Origin of the sequence: Psychrobacter sp. Marseille-P5312, from assembly GCF_900291405.1 — a bacterium.
GTDB lineage: Bacteria > Pseudomonadota > Gammaproteobacteria > Pseudomonadales > Moraxellaceae > Psychrobacter > Psychrobacter celer.
Genome location: NZ_OLML01000001.1, coordinates 1,301,350 through 1,318,212 on the forward strand (window position 1 = coordinate 1,301,350; position 16,863 = coordinate 1,318,212).

Sequence of the window (16,863 nt, forward strand, 5' to 3'; positions counted from 1 at the left end):
TAAACTATTTATTTAGGATATACCTTACTTTAAAGCTGCTCCACATAAGTAACAATAAAACACTAGTAGTATAATGAGTATCTGTGGATAAAATAAATATATACTCTTAGGGTGTGTATAGAATTCAAATCAGGGGCAACCAGATAAAGACACAAGCGAGCATTACCGCCGCTGCATAGCTATCTTTGAGCTTATCATATCGCGTGGCAATGCCCCTAAAATGTTTCAATCTAGCAAAAGCGTTTTCTACCAAATGACGGCAACGATACAAATACCAATCTAGTGTGTCGTTACAGCTTTTAGAGTTCGACTTAACAGGTATGACTGACTGAGCACAGTGCGTGAAGATACACTCTCTAATATCGCTACTATCGTAGCCCCTGTCTGCAATCACCGCTTTAGTCTGGTTATTAATCGTGCTATCTATCAACGTCTTTGCCATCTTAGCGTCATGCACTTGCCCACCTGTCAGCTCAATATGTATAGGGTTACCACAAGCATCGACCACTAAGTGCAGTTTGCTGCTATTACCTGCAACGCTTTTACCAATGGCCTCATCAAGATGACTGGCGGCGCCTGTACTATGCTGATGAGCTTTGACCACGCTACCGTCTATAAATAACCATTCACTATCATAGTTTGCTGTGACTATCTTCATGAGCTTTTGCCATTTACCGGTTTTACGCCAGTAACGGTATTGATGATATATGCTAGACCAATGACCGAAATAAGAAGGTAAGTCTCGCCATGGACAACCTACTCGTATGCGGTACAACATGCCTTCAACGGTACGTCTTAGATTGGGCTTGTTATATACGTTAATTTGTCGCAATATAATAAATAGCTTGTGCCAATGTTCATCGTTGAGCTTGGTGCGAGCCATAAGTGACGCCTTGTTTCTTTGTTGTGGTAAACATTAGAGTAAGGCGTTGCTTATTTTTTTCAATGTTTTCTCAATTCTATACAGCCCCTAATGTAACGCTANGTGCCAATGTTCATCGTTGAGCTTGGTGCGAGCCATAAGTGACGCCTTGTTTCTTTGTTGTGGTAAACATTAGAGTAAGGCGTTGCTTATTTTTTTCAATGTTTTCTCAATTCTATACAGCCCCTAATTGGAATTAATGGCATGGTTTTTCTTACTGGAGGCGCAGGCTATATTGGCTCTCATATGCTGTATGAGTTGTTAAGTAGTGGATTTGATGTAGCAGTATTAGATAATTTGTCTAATAGTAGTATTGAAGCAGTTAATCGTGTACAAAGATTAACAAGTAAAGAAGCAGTCTTTATTGAAGGTGACGTGCGAAATGCAGATTTACTAGATTCAATATTTAGTAAGTATCCAATACAAGCCGTGTTGCACTTTGCTGGACTAAAAGCGGTGGGTGAAAGTGTCGAACAGCCATTGATGTATTTTGAAAATAACATAACAGGCAGCTTGGTGTTATTAGAGGCGATGAAGGCTGCTAATATTAAAAAAATAGTATTTAGCTCTTCAGCGACTGTCTATGGTGATCCTGAACAGCTGCCTATCACTGAAGACTGCCCAACATCTATGCCAACTAATCCATATGGTTATACCAAATTGGCAGTAGAACAAATGATGATGCAGTTAGTAAAATCAGACAGCTCATGGTCTGTGGCTGTATTACGCTATTTCAATCCCGTTGGAGCTCATGAAAGTGGTTTGATAGGTGAAGACCCTCAAGGTATTCCTAATAACTTACTGCCTTATATTGCTCAAGTAGGTGTTGGTCGTCGTGATAAGCTTTCCGTCTATGGAAACGACTACGATACACATGATGGCACTGGAGTTAGGGATTATATTCATGTGGTTGACTTGGTAAAAGGTCACCTACGTGCTCTAGATTATATAGCTGATAAAACCGGTTATTTCGTGTGGAATCTAGGCACAGGCAATGGTTTTTCAGTATTGGATATGGTAAAAGCCTTCGAAAAAGCCAGTGGTAAAAAGATTCCCTATCAAGTGGTTGATAGACGAGAAGGTGACATTGCTGCTTGTTTTGCTGACCCTAAGAAGGCGGCGGTAGAGCTTGGATGGACAACTCAGAAAAACATTGATGACATGATGGAAGACACCTGGCGCTGGCAGAGTCAAAACCCACAAGGCTATGGCAACTAAACTTATTCGGCCTTTACAATGAGTGATTTATGACGCCAACCATGTATCTATTGAGTGCTTTATTAGTCATATTAATTGCATTACTTATTAAATTCCAACAGCATACTACCGCCATATTTGGCGGTGTTTTACTCTTAATATTTGCCTTTGGTTGGATTGACAGTGCGACCTTATTGGGTAATGCTGCCAATGAGGGTTTAGCCACTTTAGTATTGTTAATACTCATTTCTTACGCATTGGAAAAGACCAGTGTATTAACTCACCTAACGCGGTACTTGTTTTCGAAGTCGGAGCGTACGTCAATCATGCGCACAATAGCCTTTTCTGGCGTGTCTTCTGCTGTATTGAATAATACAGCGGTTGTGGCTGCTATGATTAGTAGTATTCAAAAGAACCCTAACATTAATACATCACGTATTTTATTGCCTATGTGCTTTGCTGCCACTCTTGGTGGTACGATGACGCTGATTGGCACATCGACTAACTTAGTCGTTAACAGTATGTGGATGAAACAAGGGCATGAGTCTATTGGTTTTTTTGACCTTACAGCCGTTGGTGTAGTGGTATTTGTTGTTGGTTCCATTATTTTGTATTTTACAAGCCTGCTTTTACCCAATAGGGAAATGGTAAAAGAGCCTGTAGAAGAGTACTTTGTAGAAGCTAAGATAGAAAGCAGCTCTAGTTTGGTCGGTAAGACAGTGGAGGAAGCAGGTCTGCGCAACCTCATGGATCTATTTTTAGTAGAGATTGTTCGTGGCGATCGTTTGATTGCGCCAGTATCACATTCTAGGGTGCTACAAGCGGGTGATAAGCTGTTGTTTAGTGGAAACGTCAAAAAAATTCAGGTACTAAATCAATTTCCTGGACTGACACTATTTGCGCAAAAGACAGGACTGCATACTCAAGAGCTAACCGAAGTGGTCATTAAACAAGACTCGACACTGGTAGGACATACACTAAAAAACACCGGATTTAGAGCAAAGTTTGATGCAGCCGTTGTGGCTATTCGCCGTGAAAACGATCAGGTTAGTGGGCGTTTAGGAGAGGTAAGTTTAAGAGCTGGTGACATTTTATTACTGTCGACAGGTGAAGACTTTGCGAGCCGCAGCAACCTACGCAGAAACTTCTTTATACTGTCTGGAGTGACGCCCGACAACATGATATCCGGCTGGCGTGAAAAGCTGGTCGTTTTTGGTTTTATTGCAATGATTGTTGCTTCGGTGATAACAGGCAAATCATTGTTCGATTTATCGCTGTTTTTGTTTGCTGCACTGCTATTTACCGGCTGTATTAGTGTCAATGAAGTCAAGCGACACTTTCCTATAAGCATATGGGTTATTGTTGTGAGTGCATTGTGTTTGGCCAATGCGATGCAGTTTGTGGGGATGGATGCTCAAGTCGCACAGTTTGCAGCAAGTACACTTGTCGGTCATGGTCCAATATGGATTCTGCTTGGAGTGATGGTAATGACGATAGGCATTACCGAGTTATTGACGAACAACGCAGCGGCTGCTCTTATGTTTCCGATTGCCTATAGCCTCGCAACTGGAATGGGCATTGATCCTTTTCCAATCATCATGGCCGTTTGTTTTGGCGCGTCTTGTTCATTCATTAGCCCGTTTGGATACCAGACCAATCTTATGGTATACAACACGGGTATTTACAGGCTGCAAGACTTTGCTAAAGTGGGCTCGCTAATCACATTAGCATTCGTTTTAGTCTGTGCTATTATGATTCCTTTTATTTACCCATTTTGAGCAACCATTAAATATAGTCATTAATCGTATAAGATATTTATTGAAACTAAGGATATAACATGAGTGAAGCGAACAATATTGTGTGGCACGATGCAGGTGTCTCTTCTGAAGAGAGAAAAGAGAAGATAGGCTCTAAACCCTGTATATTATGGTATACGGGGCTCTCAGGGTCTGGGAAATCAACAGTAGCAAATGCCGTAGATAGAATTTTGTTTGATAAAGGATATACTACTTATCTATTGGATGGTGATAATATACGTCATGGTTTGAATAAAGACTTGGGTTTTAGTGATGAGGATCGAGTAGAAAATATTCGCCGCATATCTGAAGTAAGTAACCTTTTTTTAGATGCAGGTCTGATAGTAAGTACGGCATTTATCTCACCATTTAGAGCTGATAGGGTGCAAGCAAAAGCATTAATCGGTGATGCGCGTTTTATTGAGGTTTTTGTTGATGCACCGATTGAGACCTGTGAGGAACGTGACCCCAAAGGCCTGTATCAAAAAGCCCGTGAAGGTGTGATTAAAAACTTTACAGGAATCGACTCACCGTATGAATCACCACTTTCTCCAAGTATCCACTTATCGACTAATTGTGATAATGTAGAACAATGCGCCAATCAGGTAGTTGATTACTTGCTTGAAAATAAGTTCATCGGATAGGTTATTTGATAATGAGTAAGTACATAGATTTATTCAATGGTGATGCGGATGGAATTTTTTCACTTATTCAATGGCGTAAAGCCTATCCTCTCACTGCTCAGGATCAACAAATACTTATTACTGGAGTAAAGCGTGACATTGCTTTAGTCAGTAAAATTGATGATGAGTTAGCGCACCTGTCTAAAATCACAGTACTAGATATATCTTTTGATAAAAACCAAGAAGATGTCAACCGAGTCTTAGATCACTGTCAGTCGTTATTCTATTGTGACCATCATAAAGCCGATAGTTTGTTTGAACACCCTAAACTGACATCACGGATTAATACCAAGCCAACCGTTTGTACTGGCTTGTTGGTTAATGGTGAACTCAAAGGTGAACACAGCTTGTGGGCCATAGCCGCTGCTTTTGGCGATGGGTTAGACAGCATCGCAGACAAGTATGTTGCACAATTGGGGCTTGATACGACACAGCGACATCAGCTGAAGGAGCTTGGGGTTCTAGTCAATTATAATGGCTATGGCAGCAGTGTTGAGGATTTGCACTTTAGTCCTGAAGAGCTTTATAAGCGGTTGGTGAGTTATGATACGCCATTTGATGTGATAGTGGATGAAAACTCCCCGTTTAGGCAATTAAAAGAGGGGTATGAGACAGACATCACGCAGGCTAAAAACAGCAAGCAGCTGAGACAAGAAGGGGGTATTGCGGTTATTCTTGACGATGCCCCTTGGGCACGTCGAATTAGTGGTACCTATGGAAATCAACTGGCCGCAGAAAATCCAAGTCAGCCCGTGATCATTGTTACTCTCAATGCTCAAGGCTCGTACACCATTAGCTTACGAGCACCTAAAGAACACCCACATGGCGCGAGCACAATTTGTAGTAAGTTTGCAACGGGTGGTGGTCGTGAAGGGGCAGCAGGGATTAATGAATTGCCTATAGATGACTTAGATAAGTTCCTTGCAGAAGTCGTTCAGTATTATAAATAATAAATCAACCTAAAAGTGGGTGAAACAATGAAGAAAGTAACGCATGCAGTGATTCCGGTTGCCGGTTTTGGGTCTAGAATGTTGCCTTTATCTAAAAGTATTCCAAAAGAGCTTTTGCCATTAGGGCGTTTGCCTGTCATTCATTATGTGATTGAAGAAGCAATTGCTGCAGGCATCAAGCATATTGTGTTGGTTACTCACCCACAAAAACAAGCCATTGAAAACTACTTTGATATCAATGTTGAGCTAGATACAGCGCTGCGTGAAAGTGGCAAAATTTCTTTAGCAGATAACCTGCAATGGTTGCCAGATGACGTGAAAATATCATCCATTCGTCAAGGCAAACGACTAGGGCTTGGCCATGCTGTAGGCGCTGCACGTCCTATTATTGATGGACATCACTTTGCTGTCCTGTTACCAGACGTGGTGATTGACCCTTTTAAAACCAACTATGCCAAACAAAACTTGGCGTATATGACACAGCAGTTCTTAGAAACAGGTCACTCTCAAATTTTAGTGGATCCTGTAGCAGAAGAGGACATACATAAGTATGGCGTTGCGGAGTTGGGCGAAGAGACAAAGATTTATGCTAAATCTCAGACTAACGCCAGCTTGCCTGTCACCGGGTTTGTAGAAAAACCAGATGCCAAAGAAGCACCCTCAAACTTAGCAGTTGTTGGGCGCTATGTGTTTGACTGTCAGATACTGGACTATTTAGATAGGACTGCACCTGATAAGAAAGGTGAGATTCAATTAACAGATGCGATTGATGCTTTGATCCAATCTGCACCAGTTGATGTTGCAACCATGATAGGCAATAGCTTTGATGCAGGGAATATGTCAACGTATCTAGAAGCATTTAATTATTTTAGTGAGCAGCAGCTTTAGTCGCGTGTCTCGTTAAAATGCAAATTAAGAAACTAGCTTTTTGAGCCAAGAGTTTTGACATAAAACGTCAATATAATAAGTGTTAGAGATTATAAATATTTAAGGAAGACTGGATTTGTACTTTGTTATGGGAAATTCTTTATGAGTAATCCAGAGTTAACCTCTCAATGGAAAACGCTAAAATCATTAGCACCTTCAGTAGGTGATTTAAACGCTCTTTTTAAAAAAGATTCAAGTAGAACAAGCAACCTATTAATCGACTTTGAGGGTGTGTGCTTTGATTATTCTAAAGAGTTGATAAACACAGAGATTAAGTTACAACTTATAGCATTGGCTGAAGAAATGAATCTTAAGGGGGCCATTGATAAGATGGTCTCTGGGCATAAGGTTAATATCACTGAAGACCGTCAAGCTCTACATACAGCACTTAGGCTTCCAGAAGGCTCTAGCCTGATAGTTGACGGTGTCGATATCGCAAAAAAAGTGCATAAAAGTCTGGCTGCAGTTAATAGCATTGTAGACAGATTAACAACGGGTGTTTGGAGAGGGTGCTCCGGCCTTGCTATTACAGATGTGGTTAATATTGGTGTCGGTGGGTCAGATCTTGGTCCATTAATGGCGTGTACTGCACTTGAAGAGTGGACGGGTGAAACGGGTATCACTCAACGAGGTCTTAAGTATAATAGTATCAATACTCATTTCGTGTCCAATATGGATGGCACCCAACTTGAGAAGTTACTCAACGTTTTAAACCCTGCAACAACAGTCTTTATCATTTCTTCTAAGTCTTTTAGTACTTCTGATACTTTATCTAATGCAAACACCGCATTGTCTTGGCTATTAAAAGAATGCAGTGATTTAGAGGTGGTAAAAAAGAACCATTTCATTGGCATATCTGCTGTTTCTCATAAAATGGATGAATGGGGTATTTGTAAGAAAAACCAGTTAGAGCTGTGGGACTGGGTGGGTGGTCGTTTTTCAATGTGGTCAGCTATTGGCCTAACTGTAGCCTTAAAAATTGGTATGTCAAATTTTCGTGAGTTGCTTGCAGGCGCTCACTTGATGGATCAGCATTTCATAAACACACCATTTTCTGAAAATATTCCTGTAATGATGGGCTTGATAGGTGTTTGGAATAGTAGTTTTTTAGGTATCCATGCACATGCTGTTTTGCCTTATGACGGTCGCTTAAGTCACTTTCCTAGCTATTTAACGCAGTTAGAAATGGAGAGTAACGGTAAGTCTACTAACCTACAGGGTCATGCTGTCACTTTCAATACTTGTCCCATCTTGTGGGGTGAAATTGGATCCAATGCACAGCATGCTTTTTATCAGTTATTACACCAAGGCACGCAAAAAGTCACCAGTGACTTCATTGCTTTTATTAACCGATATGATGAAGGTCGCCAAACTATTAATGAACAGTTATCGTTGCAGCACAAAATGAGTCTGGCAAACTGTTTGGCACAAAGCCGAGTCCTAGCATTTGGTAACAAGGCCGTTGACTCGCATAGTATGGGCGAAAATGATGCACAAAATAATTTACATAAACATTATCACGGCAATCAACCATCTTCTACCTTCTTAATTAATAAGCTAACACCTAAAACATTAGGCATGCTGATTGCGATGTACGAGCACAAGGTTTATGTGATGGCAAGCATTTGGGATATAAACCCTTTCGACCAATGGGGTGTTGAAATAGGTAAAGTGGTTGCAAAAGATCTTAATCAAGCTATCTTACAGGGCAGTCTGAAGTATGATGACTCTACCAATGAACTATTAAAGCGCATTTGCGGTTTATCTTAATTACAGTAATATTATATGAAGAACGATTCGAATTTATTGACTTCAAAGCTTGATTCCCGAGTTTGTATCATTGGTAACAATGCTAAATCCGTTGCAGCAGCAATGGCGCTGACTCATTTTGGTTTCTCCGTAACCTTATATGCTTTTTCGGGAACAGCCGAAAAACATTTAGAAAAGTATCAATTTGACAAACCACTTTGTGAACAATGGGAGAAAAGTTTAACAGATGGCAGTTTAGATTATCAGCTGTATACTGAGGAAGGTATTCAACAGTCAGAGCACGGTTTATATTGGGCTTTTCTCGATCAGTTGGATAGTAGTCTACTCACAGAGTTAGTGGCAAGCCTTAGTAAAAAAGAAGGTGACATATGCTTTAGTGGCGTTGTTCCAATCGGGACAATTGATAGGCTAGCCAGTCAGTTTGTATCAAGTAACGTTTTTTATATCCCTTTTGTCTTTTTAAATGAGGCTTCGGTTTTTGTCGCTACTATTGCTCCAAAACTATTCTTAGTAGGTGAGAAAGTACCTGGTTCGGCACTAAAGAATCCGATAATTGAGGCTTTTGTCGATAAGAGTGGTGACTATTATATCCATAATCTGAAAACTGTAGAATTTGCTCGCAGTAGCATGATGAACCTAATGGCCATTAAGTTGAGCTTGCTGAATGAAATGGCACAGTTGGCCGATGAGTGTTCAGTTGACATGCTAGAGGTAGAAAAGATGCTCAAACTGGATAAGCGACTAGGTCATGGAGGTTTACAAGCGGGCTGGGGCTATGGTGGTAGTACGTTACCAAAAGAAAATGCCATTCTAAAAAGTCATTTGTCGGATTTGAAGATTTCTACCAATATTATTGATGCAGTTGAACAAATCAATAATAACCAAAAGGAAGTTATCTTCCAAAAACTGTGGCGCCACTTTAATTCAAACATTGGCAATAAAGTTATCGTAATATGGGGTGCCGGTTATAAAAGTGGTACTGGAAGAACCAAAGGCAGCGCCATTCATACGTTATTGCCCTTGCTATGGGCTTATGACATAACAACATTTATTTTTGATCCTTTAGCCGAAAGTGAGATGGACAGGCTATACGACGGTGATGAACGCTTGCATTTTATATCTAATCCTTATGAGAAGTTTGATGTAGCTGATGGGTTAATAGTCATAAACTGGTCTGAGCAATCTCGTCCAGATGTTACTATTATTAATCAACAAATGACTCCCGTATTTGATGCTAGGAACTTATTTAAAAAGAGTGAGATACTGGCTTTAAAAGGCTATTACACAGGCATAGGCCGAGGTGTTAGATAAACATAATCGCTATTAGAGCCTTTTGCGTATGCGTTATAAAAGCCCTCTTCTGACCATGTCAATATGCTCCCTACGCCATTGTTCCCAGTAAGTTAGGCGACTAATTCGAGCACTGAGGTTTTTAGTGCCAGTTTTGTCTGCATTCATTAAAGAGCTTGAGTGGTGTGCACCTATAGTTAATGGCTTCTTTACATGATATGTCGTGCTTGCACCAAAGACCAACTTGAAACGCTCATAAAGCTCACTGTCTGCTCCAGTGCGTACAGGCTGCCATAAGGGCTGGTCTTTAGCATCAAGGTTTAGCTTTTCAATAGCCCGTCTACGGAACATTAAAGAGGACGGGTTTTTTCTAATATATGGGTATAATGATCTCGTGAAATAATTGCCATGCTCATCTATTTTTATCCAATCAGATGTGGTGCCTTGAAGGCAAGCATCTAGTAGCAAGGGCATGACCTGATGCTCTATCTTCAAAGGATGCGCCCAGTCATCTGCGTCATGGCAAATAAGAAACTCTCCCGTAGCGTGTTCTAGTCCCTTCGTCTTTGCTATGTAAGTGCCTTGGTTAGCTGACTGCTTCACTATCTTCAAGCGCTTATCTTTTTTAGCAATTTTTTCTGCAATAGACAGGCTGTCATCGGTGCTTGCATCATCAATTAATATTACTTCTAGGTTTGACCAACTTTGATTTAACAAGCTATGTAATGTCGACGCTATAAACTGCTGTGCATTAAACATGGTCGTTAGAATACTAACTTTATGTTTATTAGATTCTAAAGTAGATAGAGGATTGTGATACACGGGTTTGGTTAATGATAGATTTAAGCTACTCAAGGGTTCTTGAAGATTAACAAGTTGATATTGAGGTAGATTAAAAAAGCTCTGATATTGGTTGAGTAGTTGCAGTTTTTGATCCGGTTCTTGGATTAGATTGCTTCTCAGTAAAAATAAATCTGGGTTTTTAGCACAATTCTTTTCTAAAAAGACTTGGATATCATCAGTGTTGTGATAAGTCTCTATGCTTTGGTCCTCATTGATGGTCTGTGAGAGATAAGCATATTTTAAGGCATGATAATAAAAGATTTGTTTTTTCTCTGGCGTACGTTCTATCAGCTGTATAGATAAATGAGCATTATATTTAGCAAACTCTCTTATAAGCTCTGACAAGTAGCGAGAGATATTTTGCTTAGAGTTCAACTGTCGTAATATTGCCTGACATTCGTCGACGCGTCCATATGCGGATAATGCTTGCGCATAAGCAACTCCAGATCTTGTATTACGACCATTCCAGCCAGCTTCTAATAATGGCTTATATATCCCCAGCCTTGCACACATCCAACGTCGCTTGCTTGTTGTGGTCCACTCTTTGTCAGGAACAAGAGCTAAAGCATGAATAAAATCACGATTTCTTATATGGCGATTATAGGCTTTCAATTTAGCTAGTGATTTAATCATGACTCGTTTCTCATTGTGTTAGGCTTTGTCATCATCTCAAGTGTAAATAAGGTTTCAGGCGTAATTAAATGAGTTGGACTGGGTAGTTTAGTGATTAACGCCTCAGTTTTTGAGGCTTGAGATTGAGTGCTCAATTTATTTAAGAAGTAATCACGCTCGGGTGTATTTTTTTTATTGGTCCGATTGTCAGAGTCTAGCAACTTTGCCAGTGTTTTTGCTAGGTCGGGCTTGGTTGATTCTATAATGGCACCATCTTCAATTAGCGGTATCAAAGCCTGTGTACGTGAGGATATGACTGTGAGTCCCATTGCGAGCGCATCGATTAATTTAGCTGGAAGCTGGTATTGACTGATGAGTGAGCCGTTGTCTTGTAGGATGACGCAGATATCCCCCATAGCCACAAACTCATGGATACAATGATAAGGTTGATTGGGTAAAAAATAAAAGTCGACATTAGAAACAGACTTTAAGTCTCGCTCGAAAGACTTATCAATAAAATCACCAATAATCAAAAAAAGAACATCTTTTCTATTCAAACTGGCTATGGCTTGAGCTGTTTCTAATAAACCCTTATGAGGTTTAGGGGTGCCAAAGAATAAAATAACTTTCTTGTCTATAGCAATACCAAAGTGCTCTCTCATCTTAGCGGTCAAAACTTGAGAGGGGATGAAGCTATCTGCATTTCTCACATGAGGAATGATGACGCCACCATACTTTTCCTGCAGAGCATGGTTTGAGACAGTCAGTGTTTGAAAAGAGCTGGCAAGATGAATGCTGTTGGTCAGCCAATAATCACTGCGAATATAGTTTAATGACTTCTTACTAGGCTTGCTTAAATCTGTCAGCTCTTTCGCTTGAGAGCCACTAAAACCTTGTTCTTCATCATCTATATCCATGATAACTTGCGTATCCCAGATAAGCTCGTATAGCCTTCCTATAATAATATTTGGAAGCCTGGGTTTTGATAGGTGGACAATATCAAATGGGTTTTGGCTAACAAAATCAATAGCTTTGTCTAAGAGGTCATAAGCGTTATGAACGGTAATATATTTACATGGAACGCCAGCCAGTCGCATGGGCTCCCATAGGCTTTTGGGCCTTTTAGGATTCTCTTCAACAATGCAACCGATAATAGCAGGGCTATAGTTAAGGTATTGATATAGTTCTGTAAGCGCTAGCACACGCCCAGCAGCATTATGCGATAGATCCCACCCACAAACAGCAACTGTTTTTCTATCCGTACGATGTTCTTGTTTATAGTGTTTTTTTGCTTGATTAAAGAGTACCGCATCGTTTTTTGATAAGTGTTTTTTGACTCTTAATGCTTGAGATAAGTGATATATACAGAGCTGCCAGTTACTGTTTTCGTAGGCGGTTCGTGCCTTTGAACAGTGACTGATAGCATTAAAGGGTGCTAATACACGATTAATCACGCCAGAACAGCGCCTTGACCATTTAACCATGCTTTTATTTCAGAAATTTTGTCTTCAAGAAGCGCTTCATTCCCTTTGGTTTCAATATTGAGACGAATCAAAGGTTCTGTGTTTGATGCACGAATATTAAAACGCCATTGGCCAAAGTCTAGGCTTAACCCATCTAAGGTATTCTTCTCTGGGTTTTGTGACTGATAGTGTGTGTCGATGGCACTTAAAATCTCATCGCTACCGACTGTAGTCAGTTTAAAGTTGATTTCACCTGAGCTTGGGTAAGCGCTGATACGTTCATCGACCAGTTGTCCGAGAGATTTACCAGTTGTTGATAATAATTCGATGGTTAATAACCAAGGAATCATACCGCTATCGCAGTAGAAGAAGTCACGGAAGTAGTGGTGTGCACTCATCTCACCGCCATAAATAGCGCCAGACTCTCGCATCACTTGTTTGATAAATGAGTGTCCTGACTTACTGATGACCGCGTTACCGCCAGACTCTGCAACAATCGCTTCGGTGTTATAAATAACGCGAGGATCATAAACGATTGAGGCGCCCGTATTTTTTTGCAAGAACGCTTGAGCCAACATGCCAACGATGTAACTGCCTTCGACAAACTCGCCTCTGGCATCAAACAAGAAGCAGCGGTCAAAGTCACCATCAAAGGCAATACCCATGTCTGCTTGATGTTCAATCACCGCTTGTTTGGTTGATTCGCGATTGGCCAGAATCATTGGGTTGGGAATACCATTCGGGAAGCTACCATCTGGGGTGTGATGTAACTTAATGATTTCGATAGGCGCATTTTTTTGCTTTAAACGCTGTTCAAGTAGGTCGATGGTTGGTCCAGCACTGCCATTGCCTGAGTTAATGACCACTTTTAGCGGTACCAACTTATCAGTGTCGATAAAGCCCATTAAATGATCAACATAAGCTGTTTTATCGAGCTTTTGAACCACTTGACCTGTTGTTGTCTGCTCAGCAAAGTTGCCATTTTCAGCCAACTTTTGAATGTCTGCTAGACCTGAATCTGCGCTGATAGGACGCGAGCCTTCACGAACCAGTTTTAAACCGTTGTAATTGATAGGGTTGTGGCTGGCCGTTACCTCAATGCCGCCCAATGCCTCATAATGACTGGTCGCAAAATAGACTTCTTCGGTACCGGTCATGCCCAAATTAATCACATCAACACCAGCATCAATGATGCCTTGAATCGTGGAATGCTTGAGCGTCTCGCTCGAATCTCTGATATCCGCACCAATCACAATGCAGTTGTTAACCTCATCACTAACGCCGTTATTTTTACGCTGGCTGGACAAAATCTGCGCAAAGGCGCGACCAATACGGTAAGCGATGTCTTCGTCAAGATTGACCCCAAGCTCACCGCGAATATCGTAGGCTTTAAAAGAAGTAATATCAATATGGTTCATTATGCTATCCGTATGATTTTTTTAAAGAAAAGAGCATGTGGGTTCTTTTTATGATAATTAAATTTGATTTTTAATATAAAGTTAAGGTTACATTACGCGCGAAGACAGGAATACTACATGAGAGTTGCTGACATGCTTCAGCTACAACCAAAAATATCTCTAGAATAGACTTTTTCTTTTATATCACTTAGCTCGTCATGCCATCTGTTAGCTATGATAAGATCATTTTGTTGTTTAAACCATTGAACATTAGTAAACACCTTACAATCGATAATTGTGCTGCACGTTATGGATGGTTCATATACTGTCACGTTTAGACCATGTCGTTTTAAAATATGTATGATGTCTAGTATGGCTGAATTTCTAAAGTTGTCAGCATCTTTTTTCATACTCAATCGATAAACACCTACGTTCTTGAAACCTTTATTGATTACTTGCTGAGCTATAAAGTGTTTTCGGCTGAGATTGGCATCTATAGTTGCGTTAATCAAGTGGGCAGGTATTCCAGCATAGTTGGCTTTTAATTGCTGAGTATCTTTCGGCAAACAATAACCGCCGTAGCCAAATGAAGGGTTATTATAGTGGGTGCCAATACGTGAATCTAGTCCAATTCCAGTAATAATTGCACGACTATCCAGATGGTTTTTTTCAGCAAAGCTATCAAGCTCATTGAAAAAAGCAATACGGGTGGCAAGGTAGCTATTAGCGAATAGCTTTACAGCTTCGGCTTCGGTAGGTGGTATGATAAGTTGTGGTATCTTCTTTTTCTGACTTGCATTTTGATAAAGCTGTATTAATTTTTTTGCCAAATAGTTTTGATTGTTAGTAGCACCAACAATAATACGAGAAGGATTTAAGTTATCATAAAGAGCTCTGCCCTCACGCAGGAACTCCGGCATAAAGAGAATATTCTCATCAAATTTCATATGCATGCTTTCAGTAAACCCAATAGGAATAGTAGATTTAATGACGATTGGCACATGGGTATTCTGGCTTCGTACTGTTTGAATACTAGACTGAATGGAGCTGGTGTCAAAGGTACTAGATGAGGTTTCATAATTGGTAGGAGTTGCGATGATAACTAAGTCACATGACTCATAAATACCAGTAGGATCATCGACAGCATTGAGGTTTAGTTTTTTCTTGACTAAATAGCTGCAGATCTCTGTATCTTGTAAAGGTGTTTTTTTTTGGTTTAACTGTGCAACCTTGTTTTTATCAATATCAAATAGAATGATCTGAGTTCGAAGGTGTTCTTGAGCTAAGAGTATGGCATTAGATAGACCTACATATCCTGCACCAACTATAACTATTTTCAGCAAAGAATAGTTAGAACTCAATTGCGATGATGAACTCAGTTTATTTATATTAGCCATATTTTTATTTTAACTTTGATGATACAACGTGGGTTGATTTGGATAGTTGGTTAACTGTATTTTAAGATAATACACTGAAATATAGTAAGTTCATAATATTGCATTATTAGTCTGACTCGCTATTTAATGCTTTTATGGAGAAGTTTCCGCCTTTTAAAGCGGTGAGTAGTTCATATAGATAGGCAAATACTATGATGCAAGACAGTCAGTTGTTTGAACTAAGTAATGAAATATCATCACCCACGCCTGTACAGGGCACCCCTGAGGCCACCGGCCAGATTGATGACTTACTTGCCTTGATAGCGCGTCTACGTGCCGACTGTCCGTGGGACAAAAAACAGACCAATCGTAGCCTGATTCCTTATGCGATTGAGGAAGCCTACGAGCTTGGCGAAGCGGTACAAGCGGATGATGACGAAGACATCAAGGGCGAGCTGGGTGATGTACTGCTGCAAGTGATTTTTCATTGCCAGCTCTACGCGGAGCAAGGGCGTTTTGATATGAGTGACGTGATTACCACTTTGCAACAGAAGTTAATTCGTCGTCATCCGCATGTGTTTGAAGCGGAGAGTCTTAAAGACGACGCGGCGGTCAAAGCGCGCTGGGATGAGATCAAAGCGGAGGAGCGGCGAGTCGATGAAGCGCGGGGCAAACCGCGTCGGCGTTTGGATGCGACGAAGGCAGGTAGCGCGCTGATGCAAGCGCAGTCGGTACAAAGCCAAGCGTCAAAACTGGGCTTTGATTGGGACGGCATCAGCGGCGCTTTTGAAAAGTTAGAAGAAGAGGTCGAGGAGTTAAAGGCGGAGGTTAGGGATAAATCCAAGGCGGAGATAAAAGCCAATATTAGCGATATCGAAAAAGAGCTGGGTGATTGTATGTTTGCGCTGGTCAATGTGGCGCGCAAGCTCAGCCTTGACGCCGAAGCGGCAACGCTGACCTGTGTGCATAAATTCAAATCACGCTTTGGCTATATCGAAGCACAGTTAGCGCAGTTAGGTAAAAGCTTGGAAGATAGCGATATTGAGGAGATGGATGCCTTGTGGGAGGCGGCAAAACGACATGAACGCTCATCATAAGCCTGGCTTGATCGGTGCTATGCTCAGCAAAGCCGTCAGTGCAGTCGGTGCGGCTGCCGCTGGGGCAGTGCTTATCATGACGCTCATGCTAAGCGAGGCCTTGGCAGCGACTTGTTTTACCAGTCCGCAGCAAGCATACGCGTCTTTATTGGCGCAAGAGGCCGCGCAGTTGCACGCACGCACGCAAACGGTGGTCAATATCAATCGTGCTGGTGAGGGCGAGCTGGTCTCGCTGCACGGTATCGGTAGTAGTAAGGCGCAGGCGATTATTTTATACCGCGAGATGTTTGGCGGTTTTCAGACGGTCGATGACTTGGCAAAGGTCAAAGGCATCGGTCAGAAGACCGTTGAGAAAAACCGAGCGCGCATCAGCGTCCAAGATGAATGAAGGCGTTTGGCAATAATCAAGGCGAATATTGACAAAATAGCACGTAAGTAGCGGTCATAACACACCCAGCAGGCGCAAAATTTGTTAAACTAGTCGTTACATCCGCCTGATAAACACTGTGTCTGTTAGGGGTGATCAAAGAATACCGGCGA

Annotated in this window: 14 protein-coding genes; 9 read left to right on the forward strand and 5 right to left on the reverse strand. The window is 41.1% G+C overall.

The genetic code is table 11. From position 1 onward, the window contains the following. Positions 1–124: 124 nt before the first annotated feature. Positions 125–883 (reverse strand): IS5 family transposase, encoded by a 759-nt coding sequence (locus C6W44_RS05620; protein WP_105244575.1) that lies wholly within the window; start codon positions 881–883, stop codon positions 125–127. A gap of 243 nt (positions 884–1,126) precedes the next feature. Here C6W44_RS05620 and galE point away from each other — a divergent pair, with 243 nt between their 5' ends. From galE to C6W44_RS05655, 7 genes are all read left to right on the forward strand, one after another. After that, positions 1,127–2,140: a UDP-glucose 4-epimerase GalE gene (gene galE / locus C6W44_RS05625; protein ID WP_105244576.1), complete on the forward strand. Its 1,014-nt coding sequence runs from the start codon at positions 1,127–1,129 to the stop codon at positions 2,138–2,140. Between the two features lie 29 nt (positions 2,141–2,169). Then, entirely contained in the window at positions 2,170–3,897 is a 1,728-nt protein-coding gene (locus C6W44_RS05630) for an SLC13 family permease (protein WP_105244577.1), read from the forward strand. 59 nt (positions 3,898–3,956) lie between these two features. After that, positions 3,957–4,559 (forward strand): adenylyl-sulfate kinase, encoded by a 603-nt coding sequence (cysC, locus tag C6W44_RS05635; RefSeq protein WP_105244578.1) that lies wholly within the window; start codon positions 3,957–3,959, stop codon positions 4,557–4,559. Between the two features lie 11 nt (positions 4,560–4,570). Further along, on the forward strand, positions 4,571–5,548 hold the full coding sequence (locus C6W44_RS05640; RefSeq protein WP_105244579.1) for a DHH family phosphoesterase: 978 nt from the start codon (positions 4,571–4,573) through the stop codon (positions 5,546–5,548). Between the two features lie 27 nt (positions 5,549–5,575). Continuing rightward, entirely contained in the window at positions 5,576–6,436 is an 861-nt protein-coding gene (locus C6W44_RS05645) for a UTP--glucose-1-phosphate uridylyltransferase (RefSeq protein ID WP_105244580.1), read from the forward strand. 141 nt (positions 6,437–6,577) lie between these two features. Further along, positions 6,578–8,245: a glucose-6-phosphate isomerase gene (gene pgi / locus C6W44_RS05650; RefSeq protein WP_105244581.1), complete on the forward strand. Its 1,668-nt coding sequence runs from the start codon at positions 6,578–6,580 to the stop codon at positions 8,243–8,245. A 15-nt stretch (positions 8,246–8,260) separates the two neighbouring features. Then, entirely contained in the window at positions 8,261–9,556 is a 1,296-nt protein-coding gene (locus C6W44_RS05655) for a UDP binding domain-containing protein (protein ID WP_105244582.1), read from the forward strand. Positions 9,557–9,589: 33 nt separating this feature from the next. Here C6W44_RS05655 and C6W44_RS05660 read toward each other — a convergent pair whose 3' ends face one another. From C6W44_RS05660 to C6W44_RS05675, 4 genes are all read right to left on the reverse strand, one after another. Then, positions 9,590–11,011: a glycosyltransferase family 2 protein gene (locus C6W44_RS05660; protein WP_105244583.1), complete on the reverse strand. Its 1,422-nt coding sequence runs from the start codon at positions 11,009–11,011 to the stop codon at positions 9,590–9,592. Further along, on the reverse strand, positions 11,008–12,444 hold the full coding sequence (locus C6W44_RS05665) for a glycosyltransferase family 4 protein (RefSeq protein WP_158676698.1): 1,437 nt from the start codon (positions 12,442–12,444) through the stop codon (positions 11,008–11,010). Before C6W44_RS05665 ends, C6W44_RS05660 begins: the two co-directional genes overlap by 4 nt. Then, positions 12,441–13,871 (reverse strand): phosphomannomutase CpsG, encoded by a 1,431-nt coding sequence (locus tag C6W44_RS05670; protein ID WP_105244585.1) that lies wholly within the window; start codon positions 13,869–13,871, stop codon positions 12,441–12,443. The genes C6W44_RS05665 and C6W44_RS05670 overlap by 4 nt, the downstream gene beginning before the upstream one ends. A 137-nt stretch (positions 13,872–14,008) precedes the next feature. Continuing rightward, a complete protein-coding gene (locus C6W44_RS05675; protein ID WP_105246478.1) occupies positions 14,009–15,190 on the reverse strand; it encodes a nucleotide sugar dehydrogenase in 1,182 nt (393 codons plus the stop codon). 248 nt (positions 15,191–15,438) lie between these two features. Here C6W44_RS05675 and mazG point away from each other — a divergent pair, with 248 nt between their 5' ends. Further along, positions 15,439–16,323: a nucleoside triphosphate pyrophosphohydrolase gene (gene mazG / locus C6W44_RS05680; protein ID WP_105244586.1), complete on the forward strand. Its 885-nt coding sequence runs from the start codon at positions 15,439–15,441 to the stop codon at positions 16,321–16,323. After that, positions 16,307–16,711: a ComEA family DNA-binding protein gene (locus C6W44_RS05685; protein WP_227526365.1), complete on the forward strand. Its 405-nt coding sequence runs from the start codon at positions 16,307–16,309 to the stop codon at positions 16,709–16,711. The genes mazG and C6W44_RS05685 overlap by 17 nt, the downstream gene beginning before the upstream one ends. The last annotated feature ends 152 nt before the right edge of the window (positions 16,712–16,863 follow it).